Origin of the sequence: Polynucleobacter sp. Nonnen-W13 (assembly GCF_018881735.1) — a bacterium.
Lineage (GTDB): Bacteria > Pseudomonadota > Gammaproteobacteria > Burkholderiales > Burkholderiaceae > Polynucleobacter.
Genome location: NZ_JACVPU010000001.1, coordinates 353,094 through 375,382, shown reverse-complemented (window position 1 = coordinate 375,382; position 22,289 = coordinate 353,094). Strand labels below are relative to the sequence as shown.

At 45.4% G+C, this 22,289-nt stretch carries 24 protein-coding genes; 9 read left to right on the top strand and 15 right to left on the bottom strand.

The genetic code is table 11. The features are described from left to right. The first annotated feature begins 87 nt into the window (after positions 1-87). Complete coding sequence (locus ICN27_RS02010; protein WP_255534938.1) at positions 88-1,293, top strand: MFS transporter; 1,206 nt, start codon at positions 88-90, stop codon at positions 1,291-1,293. On the opposite strand, the gene ICN27_RS02005 is transcribed toward ICN27_RS02010, so the two are convergent. After that, positions 1,290-2,306, bottom strand: coding sequence for a DUF6352 family protein (locus tag ICN27_RS02005; RefSeq protein ID WP_216268784.1), 1,017 nt, complete (start codon positions 2,304-2,306; stop codon positions 1,290-1,292). The genes ICN27_RS02010 and ICN27_RS02005 overlap by 4 nt on opposite strands. Positions 2,307-2,381: 75 nt before the next feature. Between ICN27_RS02005 and ICN27_RS02000 the strand changes: the two genes are divergently transcribed. Beyond that, positions 2,382-2,729, top strand: a complete 348-nt coding sequence (locus ICN27_RS02000; protein WP_215309207.1) for an FKBP-type peptidyl-prolyl cis-trans isomerase — start codon at positions 2,382-2,384, stop codon at positions 2,727-2,729. An 87-nt stretch (positions 2,730-2,816) separates the two neighbouring features. Here ICN27_RS02000 and ICN27_RS01995 read toward each other — a convergent pair whose 3' ends face one another. Then, complete coding sequence (locus tag ICN27_RS01995) at positions 2,817-3,767, bottom strand: transglycosylase SLT domain-containing protein (RefSeq protein ID WP_255534937.1); 951 nt, start codon at positions 3,765-3,767, stop codon at positions 2,817-2,819. A 551-nt stretch (positions 3,768-4,318) separates the two neighbouring features. Here ICN27_RS01995 and ICN27_RS01990 point away from each other — a divergent pair. Continuing rightward, positions 4,319-5,338, top strand: a complete 1,020-nt coding sequence (locus ICN27_RS01990; RefSeq protein WP_216268782.1) for a DNA/RNA non-specific endonuclease — start codon at positions 4,319-4,321, stop codon at positions 5,336-5,338. A 4-nt stretch (positions 5,339-5,342) separates the two neighbouring features. On the opposite strand, the gene ICN27_RS01985 is transcribed toward ICN27_RS01990, so the two are convergent. After that, complete coding sequence (locus tag ICN27_RS01985; protein ID WP_216268781.1) at positions 5,343-5,585, bottom strand: DUF3820 family protein; 243 nt, start codon at positions 5,583-5,585, stop codon at positions 5,343-5,345. 153 nt (positions 5,586-5,738) lie between these two features. On the opposite strand from ICN27_RS01985, the gene ICN27_RS01980 reads away from it, so the two are divergent. The 4 genes from ICN27_RS01980 to ICN27_RS01965 are packed head-to-tail and all read left to right on the top strand — an operon-like array spanning position 5,739 to position 8,449. After that, a complete protein-coding gene (locus tag ICN27_RS01980) occupies positions 5,739-6,647 on the top strand; it encodes a DUF6662 family protein (protein WP_255534936.1) in 909 nt (302 codons plus the stop codon). A 10-nt stretch (positions 6,648-6,657) separates the two neighbouring features. After that, on the top strand, positions 6,658-7,212 hold the full coding sequence (locus tag ICN27_RS01975; protein WP_216268779.1) for an FMN-binding protein: 555 nt from the start codon (positions 6,658-6,660) through the stop codon (positions 7,210-7,212). Continuing rightward, positions 7,209-8,036, top strand: a complete 828-nt coding sequence (locus tag ICN27_RS01970) for an FAD:protein FMN transferase (protein ID WP_216268778.1) — start codon at positions 7,209-7,211, stop codon at positions 8,034-8,036. Before ICN27_RS01975 ends, ICN27_RS01970 begins: the two co-directional genes overlap by 4 nt. Then, positions 8,033-8,449 (top strand): hypothetical protein, encoded by a 417-nt coding sequence (locus ICN27_RS01965; RefSeq protein WP_216268777.1) that lies wholly within the window; start codon positions 8,033-8,035, stop codon positions 8,447-8,449. Before ICN27_RS01970 ends, ICN27_RS01965 begins: the two co-directional genes overlap by 4 nt. 70 nt (positions 8,450-8,519) lie before the next feature. On the opposite strand, the gene ICN27_RS01960 is transcribed toward ICN27_RS01965, so the two are convergent. The 3 genes from ICN27_RS01960 to ICN27_RS01950 are packed head-to-tail and all read right to left on the bottom strand — an operon-like array spanning position 8,520 to position 9,921. Then, a complete protein-coding gene (locus ICN27_RS01960) occupies positions 8,520-8,705 on the bottom strand; it encodes a DUF2892 domain-containing protein (RefSeq protein WP_216268776.1) in 186 nt (61 codons plus the stop codon). Positions 8,706-8,738: 33 nt separating this feature from the next. Then, the gene (locus tag ICN27_RS01955; RefSeq protein ID WP_216268775.1) at positions 8,739-9,056 is read right to left on the bottom strand and encodes a metalloregulator ArsR/SmtB family transcription factor; all 318 of its coding nucleotides are present in this window, start codon (positions 9,054-9,056) and stop codon (positions 8,739-8,741) included. Between the two features lie 13 nt (positions 9,057-9,069). Continuing rightward, complete coding sequence (locus ICN27_RS01950) at positions 9,070-9,921, bottom strand: MBL fold metallo-hydrolase (RefSeq protein ID WP_370624464.1); 852 nt, start codon at positions 9,919-9,921, stop codon at positions 9,070-9,072. Between the two features lie 87 nt (positions 9,922-10,008). Here ICN27_RS01950 and ICN27_RS01945 point away from each other — a divergent pair, with 87 nt between their 5' ends. After that, positions 10,009-10,833, top strand: a complete 825-nt coding sequence (locus ICN27_RS01945) for a sulfite exporter TauE/SafE family protein (protein WP_216268774.1) — start codon at positions 10,009-10,011, stop codon at positions 10,831-10,833. Between the two features lie 104 nt (positions 10,834-10,937). Here ICN27_RS01945 and ICN27_RS01940 read toward each other — a convergent pair whose 3' ends face one another. The 6 genes from ICN27_RS01940 to ICN27_RS01915 form a co-directional block, all read right to left on the bottom strand. Continuing rightward, positions 10,938-11,666, bottom strand: coding sequence for an ABC transporter ATP-binding protein (locus tag ICN27_RS01940; RefSeq protein ID WP_215309187.1), 729 nt, complete (start codon positions 11,664-11,666; stop codon positions 10,938-10,940). A 31-nt stretch (positions 11,667-11,697) separates the two neighbouring features. Next, positions 11,698-13,626 carry an ATP-binding cassette domain-containing protein gene (locus ICN27_RS01935; RefSeq protein WP_215309186.1) on the bottom strand — a complete coding sequence of 643 codons (1,929 nt, stop codon included), beginning with the start codon at positions 13,624-13,626 and terminating at the stop codon, positions 11,698-11,700. Positions 13,627-13,628: 2 nt separating this feature from the next. Beyond that, entirely contained in the window at positions 13,629-14,507 is an 879-nt protein-coding gene (locus ICN27_RS01930) for a branched-chain amino acid ABC transporter permease (protein ID WP_215309185.1), read from the bottom strand. Between the two features lie 150 nt (positions 14,508-14,657). Continuing rightward, positions 14,658-15,842: an ABC transporter substrate-binding protein gene (locus ICN27_RS01925; protein ID WP_216268773.1), complete on the bottom strand. Its 1,185-nt coding sequence runs from the start codon at positions 15,840-15,842 to the stop codon at positions 14,658-14,660. A 145-nt stretch (positions 15,843-15,987) separates the two neighbouring features. After that, positions 15,988-16,917 (bottom strand): EamA family transporter, encoded by a 930-nt coding sequence (locus ICN27_RS01920; RefSeq protein ID WP_370624463.1) that lies wholly within the window; start codon positions 16,915-16,917, stop codon positions 15,988-15,990. After that, on the bottom strand, positions 16,910-18,544 hold the full coding sequence (locus ICN27_RS01915) for a GMC family oxidoreductase (RefSeq protein WP_216268772.1): 1,635 nt from the start codon (positions 18,542-18,544) through the stop codon (positions 16,910-16,912). Before ICN27_RS01915 ends, ICN27_RS01920 begins: the two co-directional genes overlap by 8 nt. A gap of 114 nt (positions 18,545-18,658) precedes the next feature. Here ICN27_RS01915 and yjgA point away from each other — a divergent pair, with 114 nt between their 5' ends. Further along, the gene (gene yjgA, locus ICN27_RS01910) at positions 18,659-19,186 is read left to right on the top strand and encodes a ribosome biogenesis factor YjgA (protein WP_216268771.1); all 528 of its coding nucleotides are present in this window, start codon (positions 18,659-18,661) and stop codon (positions 19,184-19,186) included. A 9-nt stretch (positions 19,187-19,195) separates the two neighbouring features. Here the strand turns inward: yjgA and ICN27_RS01905 are convergent, their stop codons facing one another. The 3 genes from ICN27_RS01905 to ICN27_RS01895 form a co-directional block, all read right to left on the bottom strand. Next, positions 19,196-20,272: an acyltransferase gene (locus ICN27_RS01905; RefSeq protein WP_216268770.1), complete on the bottom strand. Its 1,077-nt coding sequence runs from the start codon at positions 20,270-20,272 to the stop codon at positions 19,196-19,198. Between the two features lie 85 nt (positions 20,273-20,357). Further along, positions 20,358-20,936, bottom strand: a complete 579-nt coding sequence (locus tag ICN27_RS01900) for a c-type cytochrome (RefSeq protein WP_216268769.1) — start codon at positions 20,934-20,936, stop codon at positions 20,358-20,360. A 12-nt stretch (positions 20,937-20,948) separates the two neighbouring features. After that, positions 20,949-22,214, bottom strand: coding sequence for a sorbosone dehydrogenase family protein (locus ICN27_RS01895; RefSeq protein ID WP_255534935.1), 1,266 nt, complete (start codon positions 22,212-22,214; stop codon positions 20,949-20,951). Positions 22,215-22,289: the final 75 nt, after the last annotated feature.

The following is a 22,289-nucleotide window of genomic DNA, read 5'->3' as shown; positions in this document are numbered from 1 at the left end:
TTTGGGCTGCAAATTGACTGAAGTCGGTCAATTTAAGGGAATCCACCGAGGCAAGGCCGTCACCACTTACATCGTAAACTGCAATGCATGATGAACAAGCACCCCCTACTCAACAAAAACCTCGTACTGTTGATTCTCTGCCAGGGCTTGTTTTTGACCAACAATGTGACCTTTATTGCTATTAATGGCCTAGTTGGGCTCAGCCTAAGCCCAGTGGCTTGGATGGCTACCTTACCCGTGATGGGCTATGTTGTGGGGGGCGCTTTCTCCACTTCAATCGTAGCCAAAACCCAAAATTACTTTGGCCGTAAGATATCTTTTCAGCTAGGTCTTCTGGTAGCGGTATTTTCAGCCCTTTTGTGTGCCTACGCCGCCGTTTCTAAAAACTTCTGGCTACTGGTCCTCGGTACCTTTATCGCAGGCTATTACAGCGCCAATGGTCAGCTCTATCGATTTGCCGCTGCTGAGTTAACTGCGGTTAGCCAGAGAGATAAAGCAGTTTCCTGGGTGCTGGCTGGCGGAATCCTTGGCGCCGTCATTGGGCCCAACCTCGCATCCTGGACCAAAGATTACTTTGACACTGCTTTTTTAGGGGCCTACCTCACCCTCTCGATAGCGGGCTTGATTGGCGTCATCGTGATGCAATTCATCCATTTTCCAGAAGAATTCAAGACGCAGCATTCGCTTTCTGCTGGAAGAAGCCTCAAAATCATCCTGCAGCAACCAGTCTTTATGGTTGCGGTGATTGGCGCCTCTTTGGGTTACGGCGTGATGAACCTACTCATGGCGGCCACCCCACTTGCCATGCAAATTTGTGGGCTCCCATTTTCTGATACAGCCATGGTTTTAGAGTGGCATGTGATTGGCATGTTCGCGCCCGGTTTTTTTACTGGCTCACTCATTCAGCGCTTTGGTGCACTCAAAATTATGGGTGTTGGGGTCCTCCTTAATCTCCTGTGCATTGCAATCGCACTCACTGGTGTCGACTTCCACCAATTTTTAATTGCCTTATTTTTGCTGGGTGTTGGCTGGAACTTTTTATTTACCGGATCCACATCGTTGGCGATGACTGCATACCGACCTGAGGAGCGTGACAAAGCTCAAGCAGCCATTAACTTTTTTGTGTTTGGCACAATGGCCTTTACTTCATTTGGCTCTGGAGCCCTCATTACCTCGCAGGGCTGGAATATCCTCAATCTAGGATCGCTACTTCCCGTTGCCGTCACTGCTGGCGCTTTACTTTGGCTTAGCGCCAATCGCAAGCAAGCTAATGCCTCCTCCCCTAGCGCCTAAGAAACTTTTGCTAAAGGGAGATTGAAGAGTAGGTTTTGCGGTTTGAGTTTGAGCTGTTTGTCATCATTCATTGCTATACCCATGTATACCGGCTTTCCAGCCTGAGATTGGGTAACGGCTGCCTCATCAATAAAGTCCAAACGAAATAGGCAAATCATCTTCTCCAATTCGTCAGTATCGACTGTCTCTTTGTTGTAAAGCTTATTCAGAATATCTGTCGCAGCAGCATCTAGACCAACATGCCAAGACCATTTTGGATCTGAGATTTGCTGCATTGGAGTAATGCGTATCTGGGCACCTAAGAAGTGTTGCACCCATTTTTCGAGGACACGGCAAAAATGATTAATAGGCGGTTGACCAAAGTTCAACTGCACTGCAAAGTCATAATCTTCACTCTTATCCCAATAGAGCTCAGCGTTTACCTCATGCAATACATCTAAGTCGATCGAGCGCATAGACATCGACTTGCTCTTGAGCAAATCCAGGATGTTGCCAGTCTCACCTGCCTGCGCATTACGAGTCACCACCTCATCATCCGCACCCATCACCACACCGTCCTCCAACACAGTGATCTTTTGAGTCCGAAAGAAGAGCTCACCCATACGTGCATCTAAAGGATGGCAATCCTCACCCAAAATATGCCGAATAAATATTTGCGCTAGTTGAGATATAAATAGAGGCGGCACATCTACGCCATCACCCTTAAACAAGCTCATGTAAAAGTTTTCTAAAGAACTGGCGGCCAATAGCTTAGCTCGATACCTCAGCCACACTTGATAGTTCACCTGAATATCGGGATCTGCCATGCCAGCAATTTCCTCATCGGAAATCACCGCGCGGGGGTTTGCATTTAGGCGCTGATGCAGGACTCGCTCAACATCACAGGATTCGGGAACGAGGTTTAACTCGGGGCGCAATAAATAAGTACGCAGAAAATCATCGGTTACTAGCAGTTGCTTATCTGACCCCACGGTAAGGGTTTTGTACGCAGAATGAGACCAGAAGTTTGTCATGTTAGTTTGCTCGAACAAAAAGATTACGCTCAGAATATACTAGCCCTTCAATTTCAGCCAAAGAGGAAGATAAACGTGAGCGAACTCCAAAAAATAGATACCGTTGTGGGCGATGGTAAAGAAGCGACTGCAGGCAATCATGTAGACGTGCATTACACCGGATGGTTGTTTGATGAACAGGCGCCTGAGCACAAAGGCCAGAAGTTTGATAGCTCACTCGATCGCGGCCAATTATTTAGCTTTCCTTTGGGTGCTGGCCATGTCATTAAAGGCTGGGATGAGGGCGTGCAAGGCATGAAAATTGGTGGCAAGCGCACCTTAATCATTCCATCTGAGATGGGTTATGGTCCACGTGGCGCCGGCGGCGTGATTCCACCCAATGCAACACTGGTATTCGATGTGGAGCTACATGGCGTAAATTAATTTCGCCCCTGCATTAGCAAGTAATAAGGCCACTCGGTTCAATACACTGAGTGGCCTTTATTTTTCTCTGGGGAAAAACTGCAGATCTTATGAGCGTAAATCTTTACCACTCAAAGTAAGTTTATTAGGTGCTACTGGCTGACACAAACTAATCAAACGATTTCTTTCAGCCATCACCTTGTCGGTATAACCACCATCGCTCTCTGCATTTGCAGCACCAACATAGTATTTCAAGCCATTACGTAATGAACCGCTAGTGGCAATCAAATACTTCAAAATGTAAGCGCCTACCCGAATATTGACTTCAGGCTTGACCGCATCGGTTGCGCCACCATACAGAGCATATTTATCTTTGTGGATGGTAGTCATCACCTGCATTAGACCTTCAGCACCAGCATGACTTTTAATGAGCGGGTTGAAGTTCGACTCCACCGAAATCACGGCGAGCAATAACACTGGATCGATTTTGACTTCTTTTGCAATCAACACAGTATTAGAGATGTATTCCTCAATCTTGGCACGATCTAATTTGTACTTCTTCTCAAAGAAGTCAGCTACTGCGCGTTGGTTTTGAATCGAGACCATCAGCTTTGAATCTAATGCCTGAGGATCAATTTTTGAAGTGGGAATACGATCAGCCAAATGGGAGATCGGTTTTACCTGGGTGTGTGCCACGGAGGGCATCAAGAGAGCAACTGTTTGCTGCTTAGCACCCATCAAACCAGTGCCCGGGATAGCCGATGCATTTCCGTAAAGCACATTGGCTATTTCTTCATCCGCAGACGCCTTAGAGGCAGCTTCTTGATACTGATCGAGCATGCTGAAACCATTTTGCCAAACTATATGGCGGGCTTCATCTGGAACCAGGATTCGGGCCAAATCGAATGCACCTGCTTGGGTTCCGTTACCCGAGAGCCAGAGTCCAACAATCATGAAAACAGTCACAATCAATAGACCATTCATGACCCGATAGACGGGAGATAGTGCGTGAGCCAACAAATCCTTAGCGGGAGCCGATGCTGGCTGCGCTAGTTGCATGTCACTCGAATTGCTAGAAAAACATTTAATCATTCGTAGTCTTGCAGTACCCCAAAAATCAAACTTCAGATTTATGTTGCAACGCAATAAGTAAAAAACATGAGTCACTCTAAAAAGGTTCTTATATCAAGTCAAGAATAAAGAACCTGATTTCAATAACTTATAGGTCTTGATATCAGGATGTTCCCTAGTAAGGTCTTTAAATTTGATATTTATCCATTTAAATTCAATAGCTTAAAGAAGTTAGTGAGGGCTTATTTCATATAATAAAAAAGTGCTTAAATTCGGACTTTTTTACTATTTTTACTCCTCAAAAGAGATGTCTGACCCGTACATCTAGTATTTTGATGGACTAAAATTTCTACCGGTAGTGTTTTTTTGCTTATGAGTCCATTTGCGCATTAGCCTAACTTATTGAGTTGTGGCGGCATTAAATATCAGGCAAAAGACTTCTAAGAACTCATCAATACTAGCCTTAAAGCTAACTTAATCGCCAGATAAGCGCAAAACATTTAGCCCCCTGATGACGACACTCATTACACTGAAATGCAATGAAATTCTTGGCTAAAACCCTCTTATTAATCTCACTTTTACTGCCCCTGAGTGCGTCTGCCCTCTTTGAGCAATGCCAAGATCTATTCCCATCCCAACAAATACCAAGCACTGCTCAGGTGGGTCGGGACCTCTGTTTTGATGATTTTGCGATCTATTACTCGCCTCTAGACAAAAAACCCATCTATACCGTTGAAAAGTTAAATGGCGAGCAACTTCAGGCGCCACATCCTCGCCGTACCAATCAGTTCTACGAAGAGGCTAGACTCCCAGCACATGAACGCGCCCTACTGTCAGACTATCGCGGCAGCGGATATGACCGGGGTCACAACGTGCCAGCTGGCGACATGACAAGTGAACGGGGAATGGCGCAGTCATTCTCCTTGGCAAATATGATGCCGCAAGCACGGCAAAACAATCAGGGCATCTGGGCCAAACGGGTTGAAGAGCCTACGAGGATGTACATCAAGCGCGCACAAGGTGATGTCTATGTCTTTACTGGATCAGTAGGTCATGCTGGAAGTATTGGTAAGGGCAAAGTCACGATTCCAAGTCATCTCTACAAGCTGATCTACGATCCCGCTAAAAAATTAGCCTGGGCGCATTGGGTCGAAAACACAGATGACGCGCAAATGGGTTCACCGATCACCTATGCCGAACTGATTCAGAAGACCGGCATCGACTTTCATCTACCGATTGAGCTTGGCGCAAGCCAGTCTAGCAAACCAGCTGAAAAGAGTGGTTCGGGGTCTAGACCGATGGTGGGCGGCTGGTATCCCGTCTTTTTCGATCAGTATTCTCCTGAAAAGCTTGCGGCACTGGCCACGAACATCAAAGCAGGAAAGATTGCCAGCGTACAGATTCAGTACGACCGTAATCTAGAGTTGGCTCAAAAGCTGGCGCTAGAAATTCAGATGCAAAGTGCATTGCAGGCCACTCTCTCCCATAACAGTCCGCCAGATTCACCCAATGTGAGCTATGAACGTAATCGCGTCATAGTAATAGTGCGCTCTAAATAAACCTTTATTGCTCAGAATTACGGGAAGCAATTCCATGGGCCCGTTGGATAGGGGCCAATAATCCGCGTAAGCCATTGTGGTCTAGGGTGTGCATTAATTCCAGTAACTGCCCCAGCTCACCCTGAGGAAATCCCTCGCGAGCAAACCAGGCTAAATAATTACCAGGCAATTCTGCAAGTGCACGGCCGGCATGCTTGCCGAAAGGCATCTTCATTGTGACTAGCTTCACCAGAGCTTCTGAATCCATAGATCTAAATCTTACAAGCTCAGGCTAGTCCTAGGCAAAAACGTAACACCAAAGAGCGCAGGGTCAATTTCTCAATTGAGAATTGTTCTCATTTACTGTATATTGAGAATCATTCTTATTTACTTTTATTGACCAGCCCACTAGACCATGAAAATGACTATCAAAAGACTTGTTGCCTTTAGCATCCTATTAGCCACAGCCCTGCACTTCTCATTCGCAAATGCGGGTGAAGGTGCATTTGGGTGGATTTACACCCTCGATCTCCAGCCCAAAGGAAAACTCGAGTTTGAGCAGCGCTTACAACTCAATAAACAACAAGCTGCCGGTACCTACGATGCCTGGACAGCTAGAACCGAGCTGGAATATGGGCTTACCAATGATTTGCAAATTGCCGGCTATATCAACTCCTACTACACCAGCGCAAATCAGAATTACACCAATCCAGAAGCCTGCGGTGATAGCGCAAGCTGTACAGGTGGGTATGGGGTGCCATCCAGCCATGATCCAGCCACTCCCTACAGAAAAAGCGGTATTGAAGGCGGGTCATTAGAAGCCATTTATCGACTGACCAATCCAGTGACATCGCCCATTGGCGTTGGCCTGTATTTAGAACCAACTTGGGGAAGAAATAAAGATGAGATTGAGGCACGCTTACTTTTGCAATCGAATTTCATTGACGATCGATTGGTCTTGGCAGGTAACGTAGTTGTAGCAAATGAACGCTTGAAGTTTATTGAAAATGGTAACGTACCAGAATCGATGCTCGACTTCCTTGTGGGCGCTAGCTATCGATTTGCCCCTAAATGGTCTGCTGGCGTTGAGGCGCGTTTCCATAATGACTACTCAGAATTAAATTTACGCAATCAAGTCCAACGAGCAACTTTTGTGGGACCCAATATGCACTATGCCGCAAAAGACTGGTGGGTCACTGGCGCTTGGCGCTATCAACTCAAGGGTGGCACTTGCATGGGTGGCGGGGAAGCCGAGTGCTCCAATGCTCGCGTTTGGGATAGCCATTCAGTAAATGAATTTATTGTCAAAGTTGGTTTTCCTTTGAACTAATGAAATGAATATGAACTGGAAACCCAACCCCCTATTCATCATTGGTCTAGCTGCAGTTACTGCACCAATCATTGCGCAGGCCAAGATTTATGTATCCGTTGAACAAGCTCAGAAGATACTGATACCTAATAAATCGCTTGTTAAAAATCCCATCATCATTACCGATGATCTACAAGACAAAATGCGCTCAGCTTCGAGTATTCGTCATCCTTTTCAAGGGGATCGAATTTGGAGAGCGGCTGATGGAAGTTGGTTCATCGTAGATGAGGTAGTTGGTAAACATGAAATGATTACTTACGCCGTATTACTCAATCCATCGGGCGCAGTAACTGGAATTGAAATTCTAGAATACGTTGAATCCTATGGATACGAAGTGGCAGAAGCTAACTGGCGAAAACAGTTTGTCGGAAAGACAGCTGCAGACCCCATCAAGCTCAATCAAGATATTCAGAATATTGGTGGTGCAACGCTCTCCTGTAAACATCTTACGGACGGCGTCAAGCGGGTTGCAGTCTTATATGAGGTAGCCTTAAAAAATCAAACCGTAAGCCTAAAAGCAAAATGATTCGCTGCAAGCCGCTCTTAGGCACCTTCGTAGAAATCAGAATTGAAGATCAATTGCCTCCATTAAAAGCGCTAGAGGAGGCTTTTTTAGCCATTGAACAAGTGCAATCTTTGATGGGTTTTCACAATCCTGACAGCGAGCTTTCTCAGATCAATGCTAGGTCCCATTTGGAGTCTGTTCGGATTCATCCCTGGACTGCTGAAGTTCTTAGGATTGCAAAAGAGGTTTACCTTCAATCCCAAGGGCTATTTAATTGTGGAATTGGTCATCACCTAGTGAAAGCAGGTCTACTCCCCAAGCATAAGAAACTCAAGGAATACGCATTTGGAGGCATTGAAGATCTTCAATTTATTAAACCCTTATTGGTTCGATCGCCATTACCGCTTTGCCTCGATCTTGGCGGCATTGCCAAAGGCTACGCAGTAGATAAAGCCGTTGACGCTTTAATTTCTAAGGGTATTAAAGTTGGATCAGTCAACGCGGGCGGCGATATCCGCGTATTCGGAAATCATTCCCAAGATATTCAGATTCGCAATCCATCAAAACCGCATGAGCTCATTCAGATTGGCAGCATGGCAGTAGGTGCGATTGCCACTAGCAGTCTCTACTTTGCCAACCGGGATACCAGCCCAAAGAGTTTTATGGTGAACCCCCTCAATCAAGAGCATGTTGAGTTTTCAGAGTCTTACTCAGTAGTAGCTAGTAGATGCGTTTACGCAGATGCCTTAAGCAAGGTAGTGAGTATTTCTAGGAATACTCACCATCCCTGCTTAAGCCATTTTTCTGCCCAGGCAATCAGAATCCCCAATACCCAATCCCTATGAAAAATACAAATCGTCTTGGCAAGATGCCAGCATGGCAAAAACACTTTGTCCAAATCGGTATGTTGAGTTGCTCTCTCACTGGGACGGCCTATTTACTTGGCCATGAATTTCATATTGAACGCGCCATATTGGGGACACACCCGGTATTGGCATGTCACGGCATTGCTGCCATATTGGCCACGATAGCTTTGGGCTCAGTCTTACCCTTTCATCTGAAAGCGGGGCTGAAGTCCAAGAGGAAACTGTGGAGCGGTTTAAGTCAATTGGCTTTTTTAGCCGCCTTATTAGTATCGGGCGCCTTGTTGTACTACGGCCCTGAAGAAATTCGGGATGGGGTCATTGCGACACACTGGATGCTTGGTATTGCCTTTTTTTCTATCTTTTTGCTACACGGTGTTTACTCTAAAAAATAAGCGTCATCAATATCAATAAGACATATTGAGTAAATTAATCTCAATATGTCTTAATCTAGATTTGAGATGCTCACTTAGAGCAAAAATGATTTCCCAGTAATAGGTAGGCTGGGCAGAAGCGGAAAATACCTGTAGTCATAGGGATAAGTCCGAGCCAACCCCACCAGCCTACGATACCGTTAGCTGCAAGTGTAACCAGCACAATACCTACTGTGATTCTTAAAATACGATCGATACTACCGACGTTACATTTCATATTGAACTCCCTTTAAAACGGTTTAATGATTGATTACTTCTTGCAAAAATATTTGTAGAGCAAACTCATTACTGCTACAGCAACTTCACTAGATAGAGAGTAATAAATTTGCTTTCCTTCTCTACGTGTTTTAACTAGCTTTTCTTTGCGCAACACGGTAAGTTGCTGCGAGAGAGTGGGCTGATGTAAATCCAGTGCTGTTTCTAATTCACCAACACATTTTTCTGCTTGCCCGATTTCACATAAGAGCATCATGCGATCTCGGTTGGATAAGACCTTCATGAGCTTACAAGCATCATCTGCAGATGACTGCATCCTCTTTAACTCCGATTTGGAGATGGGCATATTCATTGTCATTCTTCGATCAGAGTGCATTCAAGGGAATTTTTAAATAAGAAACTCCATTGCTATCGGCCTCAGGAAAATGTCCAGCTCGTATATTGACCTGAATAGATGGCAAGATTAGTGTTGGCATCTCTAGAGTTTTATCTCGTGTGGTGCGCATTTGAACAAATTGCGCTTCAGTCACGCCATCATGTACATGAATATTATTTGCCTTCTCATCAGCAACAGTGGTCATGTCAGTTGCAGGTCGATTATTTGGCGGATAGTCATGGCACATATATAACTTGGTCTGATCAGGATAAGACAAAATCTTTTGAATAGATTGATAGAGCCTCTTCGCATCACCGCCCGGAAAATCACAACGGGCAGTGCCGACATCTGGCATAAATAAGGTATCTCCCACGAAGATGGCATCGCCGATTTCATAGGCCATGCAAGCAGGGGTATGACCCGGCACAAACAGCGCCTTTAATGAGAGATTTCCGAAAGTGAGCAATTCACCCTCTTTCAATAAATGGTCAAATTGAGTGCCATCTACTTTAAAGTGATCATCTAAATTGAAGACGCCTTTAAATACTTCCTGCACATTGGTAATGTGATCCCCAATGACCAACTTGCCACCTAAGTGACTTTGTAAATATGGGGCTGCTGTTAGGTGATCCGCATGAGCATGCGTCTCTAAGATCCAATCAACTTGGAGTTGGTGCGCCTTTATAAAAGTAATCACCTCATCAGCAGACTTGGTACTTGTTCTGCCTGATTTAGGGTCGTAGTTCAAGACAGAGTCAATGATGACGCAAGGAGCTCCTCCACGTTCATAGACCACATAGGTATAAGTCCATGTTTCTGGATCAAAAAAATCTTTAATCAAGGGGGCGGGCTTTATGGTCAATTTATTCTTTCGGATGTATTATTAATATATATTTTTATATACTATATTAATATAAAATAAATTGCAATGGATTACTCAACTCTCATCAGCCCCTCGCTCGGCATCCTAGTAGGCATCCTCATGGGCCTTACTGGCGCGGGCGGCGGGATCTTGTCTGTTCCGCTATTGGTTTTCTTCCTAGGCCTACCTATCGCAGAAGCAGCGCCAATTGCGCTTTGCGCCGTTGCCCTAGCCTCCACTATTGGCGCCATTCTGGGTCTTAAAAATAAGATCTTGCGCTATAAAGCAGCAGGTTTTATGGCTGTCTTTGGTTTAGTACTATCCCCACTAGGGCTTTGGATTGCACCTCAGATTCCGAATGCGCCCTTACAGATCCTCTTTAGCTTGATCTTGTTATATGTGGCTATTCGCTTGTTGAGTCAGGCTCGCAATCTGATTAGGGGCATTCCGGAGGAAAACAGAAAGCCCCCACCCTGCCTCATCAACCCTGCTATTGGGAAACTCCAATGGACCCTGCCTTGTGCGCGCGCCCTCATGCTCGCCGGTAGTATTGCAGGCTTCCTATCTGGCCTACTTGGCGTTGGCGGTGGATTCATCATCGTGCCTGCACTGAAGCGCTACACCGATTTACCTATCAAATCAATCGTTGCCACCTCACTGGGAGTGCTCGCCATCATCACTGGTGGAGGAGCAATATTCTCGGCAGTTAGCGGTAGCTTAAATATCTTAGTTGCTGCGCCCTTTGCACTTGCCGCCTTGGGCGGACTACTGATTGGACTACTACTAGGTAAAAAATTAAGTGGTCCGCACACTCAACTCATTTTCTCGATCTTCACCCTCATCATTGCTATTAGCCTGTTAATTAAAGGCGTACTAATTTTGAATCTGTGAGGCTATCTTGCTTATTTAGAACTAGAAAAGTAGAGGGTTGGCTTACTCTCCAATAGAAAAAGCCCTCTTTCGAGGGCTTTTGACAAACACAGTGCCACTCAATCTTAGTGGCTGCTAGCACCACCTAAGTAAGCCGCTTTAACAGCAGGATCATGCATTAACTTATCTGCTGGTCCATGAGTTGCAATCTTACCGTTCTCAAGCACATATCCATAATCAGCAACATTTAGGGCTGCGGCAGCAAACTGCTCAACCAATAGCATCGTGACACCTTGTGATTTGAGATTAGAAATAATTCTGAAAACTTCCTCAACCAAAATCGGTGCCAAGCCCATTGAAGGCTCATCCAAGAGAATGATCTCTGGATTGAGCATCACAGCACGGGCCATCGCCAACATCTGTTGCTCACCACCTGACAATGTTCCAGCCAACTGATTGCGACGCTCTTTTAAGCGTGGGAACATTTCGAGGGATCTCTCAAGATCGTTCTTAATGTCACCTTTTGGACGACTACCCGTAAAACGTGGAAATGCGCCTAACAGGAGGTTGTCGTTCACAGACATCGTCGTAAATACGCGACGGCCTTCTGGACTATGCGCTAAACCAAGACGTGCGATTTTATGAGAGTCGTAACCATCAATTTTTTCGCCACCTAGCGTGACTTCGCCACCGGTCGGCTTAATCATGCCGGTGATAGCGCGCATCGTCGTTGTTTTACCAGCGCCGTTAGAGCCAATCAAAGTAATAACTTGTCCTTTGGGGACATCAATATTGATGCCGTGCAGAACTTTTACTTTGCCATAGCCTGCTTCAAGATTCTTAATAGATAACATGGTATTTACCGATTCAATATAGTTCTAGTGATTAAGTACCCAAGTAGGCATGAATCACCTTCTCGTCTGCCTGAACTTCAGCTGGTTTACCTTCTGCAATCTTCTGACCGAAGTCCAATACAGAAACGGTATCGCACACTGACATCACCACATCCATATGATGCTCAATCAGGATGAAGGTAATACCGCTATCGCGGATCTTACGAATAATGCGCAAGAGTTCTTTAATATCTGGAGCTGTCAAACCAGCAGCTGGCTCATCTAACAAGAGCAACTCTGGATCTAAAGCCAAGGCGCGGGCAATCTCTAAAGAGCGTTGTTTACCGTATGGCAAATTACGCGCCTCTTCATTCGCTAAATCTTCCAAGCCCACAAACTTCAATAAGGCCATTGCGCGAGCATGTGCTTCTTGCGATTCCTTTTTGTAGCGCGGCAAGTTCAGCGCAATCTCCAACATATTGGATTTAAAGGTGTGATGCAATCCAACCAAAATATTTTGGATGGCAGTCATCTCACCGAAGAGCTGAACGTTTTGGAAGGTACGCGCAATACCAGACAAAGCAATATCAGAGGAAGTGCGACCAACTACGCTCTGACCTGCATACAGCACATTACCGGCCGTAGGTTGATAGATGCCAGTCAGAACGTTCATCATGGTGCTCTTACCGGAGCCGTTTGGTCCAATCAAACCATGAATAGTGCCACGCTTGATGCTGAGGTCAACATTATTTAAGGCTTTTAGACCACCAAACTGCATCAGCACAGAGTCAACTTTAAGAAGCTCAGTACCTGCATTTTGATTGTTAACCGCGCTAATGAAGCTGATTGAATCATCAATTTCATCTGCTTTTTCACCGCGAGTTGTCACTGTCTTGCCGATGATAGATTGGTAGAAGCTCTTCGCAAAACCAACGATACCGTTTTGCAAGTAATACACCACCAACAAAATCATGAAGCCGAAAATACTCAAACGCCAATCGGAGATTCTGTCTAACCAAAATGAGAATGCTGCCAGACCAACTACTCCTGCCAAAGGCACCATCACGCGTCTTGGCGTAGTGACTTTCTTAGAAAGAGCCATAGCCGCACCTACGGCAACTACAACCGCGATCGTAGTAGCCACAATACGGAATAAATTAATATCGTCGAGAAGTTTAGGCAGCAGAACAATAATGGCAGCGCCTAGTAATGAACCCAAACGAGACTTACGACCACCCATAATGACTGCCAACAAGAAAAGAACGGCTAATTCATTGTTATAGGTATTTGGTGAGATGTATTGCTCTGAGTAGGCATACAAGCAACCAGCCAGACCAGCAAAGCCAGCACTAATCACGAAGGCAATGACTTTGTAGCGATAAACGGAGACACCCATACAGTCGCAAGCTACAGGGCTATCACGTAAAGCCTCAAAAGCACGGCCCATCTGAGATTTAACAAAACGATCAACCACCACCAAGGCAATGATCAAAACGATACAGACCAACCAGAAAAACTGTGCCTTTGACATTGGGGCACCCATCAGATCAGGCTTAGGAATTTTGATTCCTAATGGGCCTTCTGTGAGCCATGTCATCTCGTTAATTAAGATCTGGGTAATGGTTCCAAATGCCAAGGTCACCATCGCCAAGTAAGGTCCAATAACCTTCAGCGCAGGCAGGGCCAGGATTCCGCCAAAAATCGCTGTAACAACGATTGCTGCTGGCAAGGTAAGCCAAATTGAGGCACCGAAATGGAAAAACAGTACACCTGCGGTGTAAGAACCAATTCCGAATAAGGCGGCATGACCCAAGGAAACTTGACCTACATAACCCACCACGATATCTAAGCCATACAACAGGATGGTGTAAATCAGAATCGTTTCTATCAAGTGAATATAGTACGGATTGCTGATAAATAAAGGCAGGCTAAATAAGCCAACAATTGCAATTAATAGAGGTAATAGAGACTTCGATTTCATTATTAAACTTTCTTGATTGCAGTTTTACCAAAGAGACCAGATGGCTTAAATGCAAGCACTAATAAGAGCAAGATCAAGCCTGGTACGTCTTTGTAGCCAGTAGAAATATAAAAGCCTGTGGCAGTCTCAACAATTCCGAGAATCAAACCACCCACAATGATTCCCATACCACTTGAGAGGCCGCCAATAATGGCCACTGCAAATGCTTTTAAACCCAGAGCACCACCCATAGCAGCGCCAGTTAATGTCAACGGTGCAATCAGAACACCTGCAAAGGCAGCAGTTAAGGATGAGAGTGCATATGAGAAGGTAATTACCAAGCTGGTATTAATTCCCATTAAGCCGGCAGCATCACGATCGTTTGCTGTTGCGACAACCGCTTTACCGTAAATTGTTTTACGGTTAAAGAACTCCACCAACAACATCATGACTAAAGCGCCAACTACAACCAAGATTTCCATTGGCAAAATGTTTGCCCCAAGGAATGCCATTGGTTCCATCGGCAACGGGGATGGAAATGGCAATGCATCACGACCCCAAATATTTTCAGCCACGTTTTTGAAAATAATGCCCAACGCGATAGTGGACATAATCCAACCAAACTCAGATTTGATCTTAATCGCAGGACGAACACCAATCAGCTCAACGAAACCACCTTGCACCATCCCGAACAGGCAGACGATTGGGATCATGAGCCAGTAGTTCATACCGAACATGTCAACGCATGTCAGGCCAACTAAGGCGCCCAACATCAAGGCCTCACCTTGACCGAAATTCAATGTGCCGGATGTGGCAAAAGTCAGCTGAAAGCCGAAAGCAATGACCGCGTAGATCATGCCCACCGCTATACCGCTGGAGAGGATTTGTGCAAACATTTCCATGATGTAGACCTAAAAAATTCTAAAACTGTTTTATGAACGATTCGACATTGTAAGCAAAACGCCGCTTTGTGGGCGGCGTCTTGCTTATTTATACCTCTTAAATTGCTGCAGTGCGGAAAATTTGAGTTTCCGCACCTACTCTAAGAAGGATTACTTCTTCTTAGCTGTTGCATCTTCTGCATTCAAGAACTCAACCTTGCCGTCCTCAACAATGCCCATCACTACGTCTTTAGCTTTGATAGCCTCATGGTCAGCTGCGCTAAATGGCTTGTTGTAAGTCATGACAACACCATCAACAGGAGCTTTCAGATCTTGCAATGCGGCCAAGATCTTTGGTCCTTCTGTGCCCTTAGCTTGCTTGATCGCAGCTGCCAAGAGATATACAGAGTCGTAACCTTGAGCTGCTGACACTGGGGAAGCGATGATGCCGTTCTTTGGTTTGAAATCCTTCAGGTAAGCCTCAACGAAAGCTTTACGCTTTGGTGTTGTTGGCGGATTCTGAATGAAAGTCTCTGGCATGGTTGCGCCGTTACCATTCTTACCGGCCGTATCAATGAAGCTGGCCATAGACAGTGTCCATGAACCGATCATTGGCTTTTTCCAACCCAATTTCGCCATACCGTTAGCAATTTGCGCCAACTCAGGTCCGATTGCGTAAGTCAAAATAACCTCTGCACCAGCATTTTTTGCCTTGAGCAACTGTGAAGTCATATCAACGTCACCGAGGTTGAACTTTTCAGTAGCTACTGGAGTTACGCCATAAGTCTTGAGCGCTTTTTCTAAGTCTTCACGACCTAACTGACCATAGTTAGTGGAGTCAGCCAAGATAGCTACTTTCTTCAAGCCACGCTTCTCAACCGCTTCTTTAGCGATCATTGGAGCCTGGATGTTATCAGCAGCAGAAGTACGGAAAACATAGTTCTCAGCGGCATTTGGAAATTGCTTAGTAATCAAAGTACCAGTAGCAACGTTATTAATGACCGGGATCTTTGCTTCTTGGAAGAAGCGCTGTGATGCCAAGGCCACACCAGTGTTGATGTAACCCAAAGTAGCAGCTACTTTTTCGTTATTGATCAATTCTTGAGCGATTTGTACTCCACGCTCGTTCTTAGCTTCGTCATCGCGCTCAACTAAAACAATCTTGTTGCCGTCAATGCCACCAGCTGCGTTAATTTCTTTAGTAGCCAAACGCACGCCATCACGCATACTCACGCCCATTGAAGCTGAGCCGCCAGTGAACGGGCCGATTACGCCTACTTTGATATCGGCAGCATAAGCGCCGGTTGATAACATTGCAGTAGCAGCCACTGCAAAAATGTGACGACGAATATTCATAAAGTCTCCATGACTAAAAATGCTAATTAAATAAGTTCTTTTGTAGGTACAACTTGAAGCGAATTGCTATCTTACAGTCAATATAGGGGCAAAAAAAGGGCTCAGTATTAGGGTTTTACATTAGCCCCTAGGGATAGAGGTCGTTTTAAAAAAACTTACGACTTTGTTCTCGCAATGCAGGCCAGAAAAGATTAATCACTAAACCAGCAATTACCAAGCCGGCAGCCATGATTTTCCACCCTGGCAAGGGCTCGCCTAGGAAAAAAGCAGATGCCCCCATGCCAAAGATGGGCACAAGCAAGGGGGCGGGAGCCACCACAGCAGCCGGGTGCTTTGAAAGCAGCCACCCCCAAGCAGCATAGCCAAACAGGGTATTGGCCCATGCCTGCCAGAGCACTCCAATCCAAGCGCCCATGGGTGCTACTAGGGTGACTTCCCATAAATGGCTGGCACCACCCTCAAAGATGAGTGAAACAAGCAGCAAAGGAGGTATTGAGAACGCGCTTGCCCAAACCACATAGGACAGCATATTAATAGCACCAGCCCTACGACTCACTGTATTGGCAACTCCCCAAGAAAAGCCGGCAAACACCACTAAAGCCAGGCCCAAGAAAGTCGTTGTGGCATCAGTGTGCAGCGCAATAATGAACAAACCCGTCATCGCTACCGCCACGGACACTGCCTGATATAGCCTTAGACCTTCTTTAGCAAAGAACATAGCAAAGCCGATCGTAAAAAATACTTGGGTCTGAATAAGCAAGGATGCTAGCCCCGGAGAGATTCGTCCATCAATCGCAAAGTACATCACGCCGAACTGCCCCAGCCCAGTAGCCAAACCATAGATACAGAGATTGATCCAAGAAACCTTGGGCATGGGAATAAAAAATACTACTGGCAATAAAGCAAAAATGTATCGCAGAGCAGCGAATAAAAATGGTGGGAAGCTTTCAAGAGAAACTTTGATCACCACAAAGTTAGTTCCCCACACAGCAACAATGGCAAGCGCTAATAACAAGTGGCTTGTAGGAAGCCTCGGATACAACTGAGCACTACCTGATGTTTTTGAACTACTCACCAGTAAGCAATTCAACAGCGCGTTGCGCAATCATCATAGTAGGCGCCGCAGTATTACCGGAAGTAATTGTCGGCATTGCAGATGCATCAACCACCCTCAAATGATGAATACCCCTCACTCGCAATTGTGGATCAAGCACTGCCATCGGATCATCATCGCGCCCCATCTTGCAGGTGCCCACTGGATGGAAAATCGTTGTGCCGATATCACCAGCAGCTTTGATGAGTTCTTCATCGCTTTGATATTGATTGCCTGGCTTGTACTCATCTGGCGTGTACGGTTTGAGCGCAGGACTTTCCACAATCTTGCGTGTGAGACGCAATGAGTCAGCGGCTACTTTGCGGTCTTCGTCGGTCGATAAATAATTTGGTGCAATGACTGGGGGCGCTTCTGGATCGATCGAACTGATATGTACACTGCCACGAGATGTCGGTCGTAAGTTACAAACACTGGCAGTAATCGCATTAAAGGAATGCAAATCTTCACCGAACTTTTCTAGTGATAACGGTTGAACGTGATACTCCAAATTGGCAGAGGGCTGGTCAGGCGAGCTGTATGCAAATGCGCCCAACTGAGATGGGGCCATCGACATGGGTCCGGAGCGCTTAAACACGTACTCCATACCAATGGACAACTTGCCAAGTAAAGAGTTTGCTTTCGTATTGAGAGTCTTTATGCCATTGACCTTGTAGATCATGCGTAATTGCAAATGGTCTTGTAAGTTTTCACCTACGCCCGGTAAATCTGCCATGACGGGGATGCCTAATTTATTTAGATGCGCAGCTGATCCAATACCCGAGCGCTCTAAAACCTGCACGCTACCAATGGCACCTGCACTCAAAATCACTTCGCCTTGATTGGTGATATTACAAAGTGCTTCGGTTGTTTTGCCGTTCTGAATATATTGAACGCCGTAGCAATTTTTAGAACTTGAATCAATCAATAATGTATTAACCATCGCCTCAGTAATAACCGTAAGATTAGGTCGCTTAGAGGCATCACGCAAAAATGCTTTGGAAGTATTGAGACGCCAACCTTTGCGTTGACTCACATCAAAGTAACCCACTCCAAAATTATCACCTTGGTTAAAGTCTTCTGATGCTGGAATGCCTGCCTCTACTGCAGCCTCTTTGAAAACATCCATGATGGGCCAACGCAAACGCTGCTTAGATACGGTCCACTCACCACCTTTGCCGTGCCACTGATTGGCAGCGCCGTGATAATCCTCAAATGATTTGTAACGACGCAAAGCGTTTTGCCAAGACCAAGAATCATCACCTGTTGCTTTGACCCAAGATGCGTAATCACCCTTTTGGCCACGCATATAGATCATGCCGTTGATAGATGAGCAGCCACCCAAAACACGACCACGTGGATAGAGAAGTGAGCGTCCGTTGAGCCCTTTTTCAGTAGCGGTCTTAAAGCGCCAATCTGCTCTTGGGTTATCGATGCAATATAAGTAGCCAACCGGTATTTGTATCCAGATGTAGTTATCGTTCTTACCAGCCTCAATTAAGAGAACCCGTTTAGCGGGATTCTCAGTCAGGCGCTTGGCCAACATGCAGCCAGCGCTGCCAGCGCCGATGATGATGTAGTCGTAGGTATTTTGATGGCTTGTTGTGCTCATATCTCTAGTTATATAGACGCCCCATTTATAAACTCTATTATTTACTAAATCTTCTCATAAGAAGAAATTGGACGATTCAGCTAGAAACGGTAAATACCCGTCTAAAATACGCTCATGCACGTCAATGAAAAGAACCGCACCCCCAAGAAAGATGATCTTGATGATGGGCCTAGCAAATCCGAGCTAAAGCGCTTGATGACTGAGCGCCAAAAGCTGGCCGAAGTTTTGGCAGCGCTCAGTAGCGATGCCTTGAAGACTATACCAATGGATGAGGCGATTAAGGCCTCCATTGCGGAAACTAACAAGATTAAGAGTTTTGAGGCAATTCGTCGTCATAAGCAGTATCTTGGCAAGCTCATGCGATTTTTGGATGAAGAGGAATTGGACGCAATTCAAAAGCGCCTGGATGCAATTCAAGGCGTTAGCAAGGCAGAAACTGCAAAACTACATCAATTAGAGTCTTATCGCGATCGCCTGATTGCGAATGATGAAACCTTTACCAAGATGATTGAGCAATATCCCGATATGGATATTCAGAATATGCGCACCCTCATCCGCAATGCTCGCAAAGAAAAAGAGGCCAATAAACCCCCTAAGGCTTATCGAGAAATCTTTCGCATCTTAAAGGATATGGGTATTTAAGTTTTCGCTTTAAATCTTTAGCTTAGCTGAGGGAATTTCTACCCAGCGATATAGGTAGCTAGCAGCAATAGTGCTACACACTACGACTCCTAACATTAAGCTAATTGCAATTAAGCCATTCTCGTGAGCATGCATTCCAGAAGCAATATAAAGTGTATTTGCTAGCAAGATAAATGCAAAGTGAATTAAGAAGGCACAGTATGAGCGGGGGCTGGCCCATGCAATAGAGTGCAATATATATGCTTTTACTTTTGAACCTCTAGGCAGCAAGCTTGGGTAGCCCGTATTACCCCACACGAATAAAAGCAAAGCCACAAACCAAGCCAAGAAATTTCGCAACCACACTTGATGTAATGCGGAGATCGCAATAATCACTCCAATAGCAATTAGTGCAAACCTGGCTAAGACTTGAATCTTCTTATCAGCAAAGTGCTTCGCAAGATAGGCTAGTACGCCAAGTCCATAAGAGCCAATGAAATAAATAAAGTAGGCCTCGTATTGTGCAGAACGATTGAAGTAGAGCAAAGAGCTCACAGCAACAATACTTATCAGCCATATCAAAGCTTGATAAGAAGAAAAGGAAATAAGCAATACAGCGAATACTGAGTAGAGCTGCCAGTCAATCGCCACATACCAGGCGCCCGCAGAGATGGAGTCAAGCCCCAGAATGCCTTGCAGAAAAAACAGGTGGGCAATAAATTGGCTCAGCGTTTCTTGCTCGCCAACGAATTCATCATTAACCCAAAAGCGCGCAATCCAAGCGCAGAAGATAGTAAAAACTAAAGCGGCTATATAGGGGGTAAACAAACGCAAATAGCGATTGATGATGACTCGCAATAGGTTTTGGCTACTGAACTGCGCATTAGCAAAACGCGTAAGTGACTGGGCTGCCAAGTACCCCGCCATCACCAAAAAGATTTGCACAGCATAACGACCGTATTCAAAAAGCCATGTCATCAAGCCCGGCAATACTGAGCGTGCATCCACCGCCATCTGACCGTAACTCGATAGATGGTGCAGGATAATTAGTAAAGCGGCAAAGACTTTAAAAGAGTCAACTAATAAAAAGTGGTTTTTTGATTGCAATGCGATAGTCTCTTCAGGTCCCTAATGTAAGGGTGCTACATGTGCGCCCTCATGAATTGAATCTTCATTCAAAGGACGGGAAATCTTATTTTAATTGCGAGAGATATTGCGCAATTGCTTTCAAATCATCGTCATTCATACCATACAAGGAAGCCGCCATAATGGTATCTCGCCCAGTTGCTTGATTGCTTCGGAATTGACGCATGGTGTGCAATAAATAATCCTCGCGTTGCCCAGCAAGTCTAGGCATTTGCTCGCGACCAACATAGTCGGGTAAGTGGCATGTCCCGCAAAGTGCCTGCTTCGAAAGCAGCTGACCCCTTTCATAAAGCGCATCATCCCGTTTACCTGGTTCAGATTTCAAGGGCTGAGTAGAGTAGAACTTGGCCAAGGCAATAATTTGTGGGTCAGTAAATCCATTCAACTGCCCCTTCATCGCGGGAATATCTCGAATACCCTCGCGAATCATGATGAGATTATTTTCTAGAAATATTTTGGGCTGTCCTGCAAGAGAGGGAACCCCCGCCATGGCTGAATTACCATCAGACCCATGGCATGCAGCACAAACTGCCAACTTGGCACTGACATCCTGTGCAAAGGACAGCGGCGTAACCAAGGAGAGATAAATCCCCGTGAGTAACGCCGCTATTTTCAAAGATCTCACAAATACCAATGTTTATTTTTTGCTGTAGGTAATTCTGTAAATTGCTCCTAATTGCTCGTCTGTCAGCAACATAGATCCATCTGGCATTTGCATAAAGAATGTAGGACGACCCCAGAATGATTGATCGCTGGAGTTCATGAAACCGGTGATAAACGGGGTTACCTTGGCATTCTTACCATCTGCATCAGCCTTCACAGTAACTACGTCATAACCAGATTTAACATTACGATTCCAAGAGCCCTTACGTGCAATAAATGCTACGTTTTTATATTCTGCAGGGAACATATTGCCGGTATAGAACTTAATACCCATCACTGCAGCATGAGCACCTAACAGTGCTACTGGCTGAGTCACACCTTCGCATGGATTAGGTTTAACAATTTTATCGTCTGGCATATTGCCTTCATGGCAGTATGGGAAGCCAAAATTTTCACCCTTTTTAGCAAGCAAATGTAGGGTGTCATTTGGCTTGTCGTCACCCATCCAATCACGTCCATGATTTGTAAACCAGAGTTGCTTTGTCACTGGATGCCAGTCAAATCCCTGAGTATTTCTTACACCTGTCGCTAATACTTCCATGCCGGAGCCGTCTGGATTGTAGCGACGAATCTGAGCATATTCAGGAGTGGGTAATTCACAAATATTACAAGGTGCGCCAAAAGGAACATATAACTTTCCATCTGGACCAAAGGCAATGTATTTCCAGTTATGGTGCTGCTCTGGTGGCAAATTAAACTTAGAAGTTAAATCAACAGGCGCTACGCCAGGATTCTTACTAATGCCGTCATAACGCAAGACTTTATCAATCGCCATGACATAAAGTGATCCATTCTTATACGCCACACCTGAGGGTTGCACTAACTTATCAACCACCACACGACTAGTGCGCTCTTTGCCGTTATTGCTGACCTCATAAACACGTCCAATTGCACGGGTACCAACATAAATCTTGCCGTTATCACCCATAGCCATTTCACGAGCACCAGGAATGCCGGTCGCATAGATTTCAATCTTGAAACCTGGGGGTAACTTGAGATTATTCAGGGGAATCTCACTAGCTGGGGTGGCAGTCATCTTGCCTGCCAAGGGAGCCAACTTTGAAGTGGACATATCTGCGCCCATTCCCTGCTTCCAGGCTGGTGCTGCAGCAGGCTTGGGTGCCTCTGTTACCGCTGTAGATCCTGTGGAACAGCCCTGCAAACCAATCACTGAGGACGCTAATAAAGCTGCAACCAATGGCATGAGTTTCACCTTCATGCCGGTGTTAATAGATTTCATTTGAACCCTTCTCTTAATTTGTATTTATATTTTTTTATTTTTTGTTTTTGTATGCTTATTTAATCACTCTTTTGA

Excerpts from the sequence above, each read along its gene's own strand:
- ICN27_RS01990 (WP_216268782.1), top strand. The coding sequence starts at position 4,319 with ATGAAATTCTTGGCTAAAACCCTCTTATTAATCTCACTTTTACTGCCC.
- ICN27_RS01940 (WP_215309187.1), bottom strand. The coding sequence starts at position 11,666 with ATGTTATCTATTAAGAATCTTGAAGCAGGCTATGGCAAAGTAAAAGTT.
- ICN27_RS01960 (WP_216268776.1), bottom strand. The coding sequence starts at position 8,705 with ATGAAATGTAACGTCGGTAGTATCGATCGTATTTTAAGAATCACAGTA.
- ICN27_RS02010 (WP_255534938.1), top strand. The coding sequence starts at position 88 with ATGATGAACAAGCACCCCCTACTCAACAAAAACCTCGTACTGTTGATT.
- ICN27_RS01995 (WP_255534937.1), bottom strand. The coding sequence starts at position 3,767 with ATGCAACTAGCGCAGCCAGCATCGGCTCCCGCTAAGGATTTGTTGGCT.
- ICN27_RS01945 (WP_216268774.1), top strand. The coding sequence starts at position 10,009 with ATGGATTACTCAACTCTCATCAGCCCCTCGCTCGGCATCCTAGTAGGC.
- yjgA (WP_216268771.1), top strand. The coding sequence starts at position 18,659 with ATGCACGTCAATGAAAAGAACCGCACCCCCAAGAAAGATGATCTTGAT.
- ICN27_RS01935 (WP_215309186.1), bottom strand. The coding sequence starts at position 13,626 with ATGAAATCGAAGTCTCTATTACCTCTATTAATTGCAATTGTTGGCTTA.
- ICN27_RS01980 (WP_255534936.1), top strand. The coding sequence starts at position 5,739 with ATGACTATCAAAAGACTTGTTGCCTTTAGCATCCTATTAGCCACAGCC.
- ICN27_RS01965 (WP_216268777.1), top strand. The coding sequence starts at position 8,033 with ATGAAAAATACAAATCGTCTTGGCAAGATGCCAGCATGGCAAAAACAC.
- ICN27_RS01915 (WP_216268772.1), bottom strand. The coding sequence starts at position 18,544 with ATGAGCACAACAAGCCATCAAAATACCTACGACTACATCATCATCGGC.
- ICN27_RS01985 (WP_216268781.1), bottom strand. The coding sequence starts at position 5,585 with ATGGATTCAGAAGCTCTGGTGAAGCTAGTCACAATGAAGATGCCTTTC.
- ICN27_RS01975 (WP_216268779.1), top strand. The coding sequence starts at position 6,658 with ATGAACTGGAAACCCAACCCCCTATTCATCATTGGTCTAGCTGCAGTT.
- ICN27_RS01955 (WP_216268775.1), bottom strand. The coding sequence starts at position 9,056 with ATGAATATGCCCATCTCCAAATCGGAGTTAAAGAGGATGCAGTCATCT.
- ICN27_RS01925 (WP_216268773.1), bottom strand. The coding sequence starts at position 15,842 with ATGAATATTCGTCGTCACATTTTTGCAGTGGCTGCTACTGCAATGTTA.
- ICN27_RS02005 (WP_216268784.1), bottom strand. The coding sequence starts at position 2,306 with ATGACAAACTTCTGGTCTCATTCTGCGTACAAAACCCTTACCGTGGGG.
- ICN27_RS01895 (WP_255534935.1), bottom strand. The coding sequence starts at position 22,214 with ATGAAATCTATTAACACCGGCATGAAGGTGAAACTCATGCCATTGGTT.
- ICN27_RS01970 (WP_216268778.1), top strand. The coding sequence starts at position 7,209 with ATGATTCGCTGCAAGCCGCTCTTAGGCACCTTCGTAGAAATCAGAATT.
- ICN27_RS01930 (WP_215309185.1), bottom strand. The coding sequence starts at position 14,507 with ATGGAAATGTTTGCACAAATCCTCTCCAGCGGTATAGCGGTGGGCATG.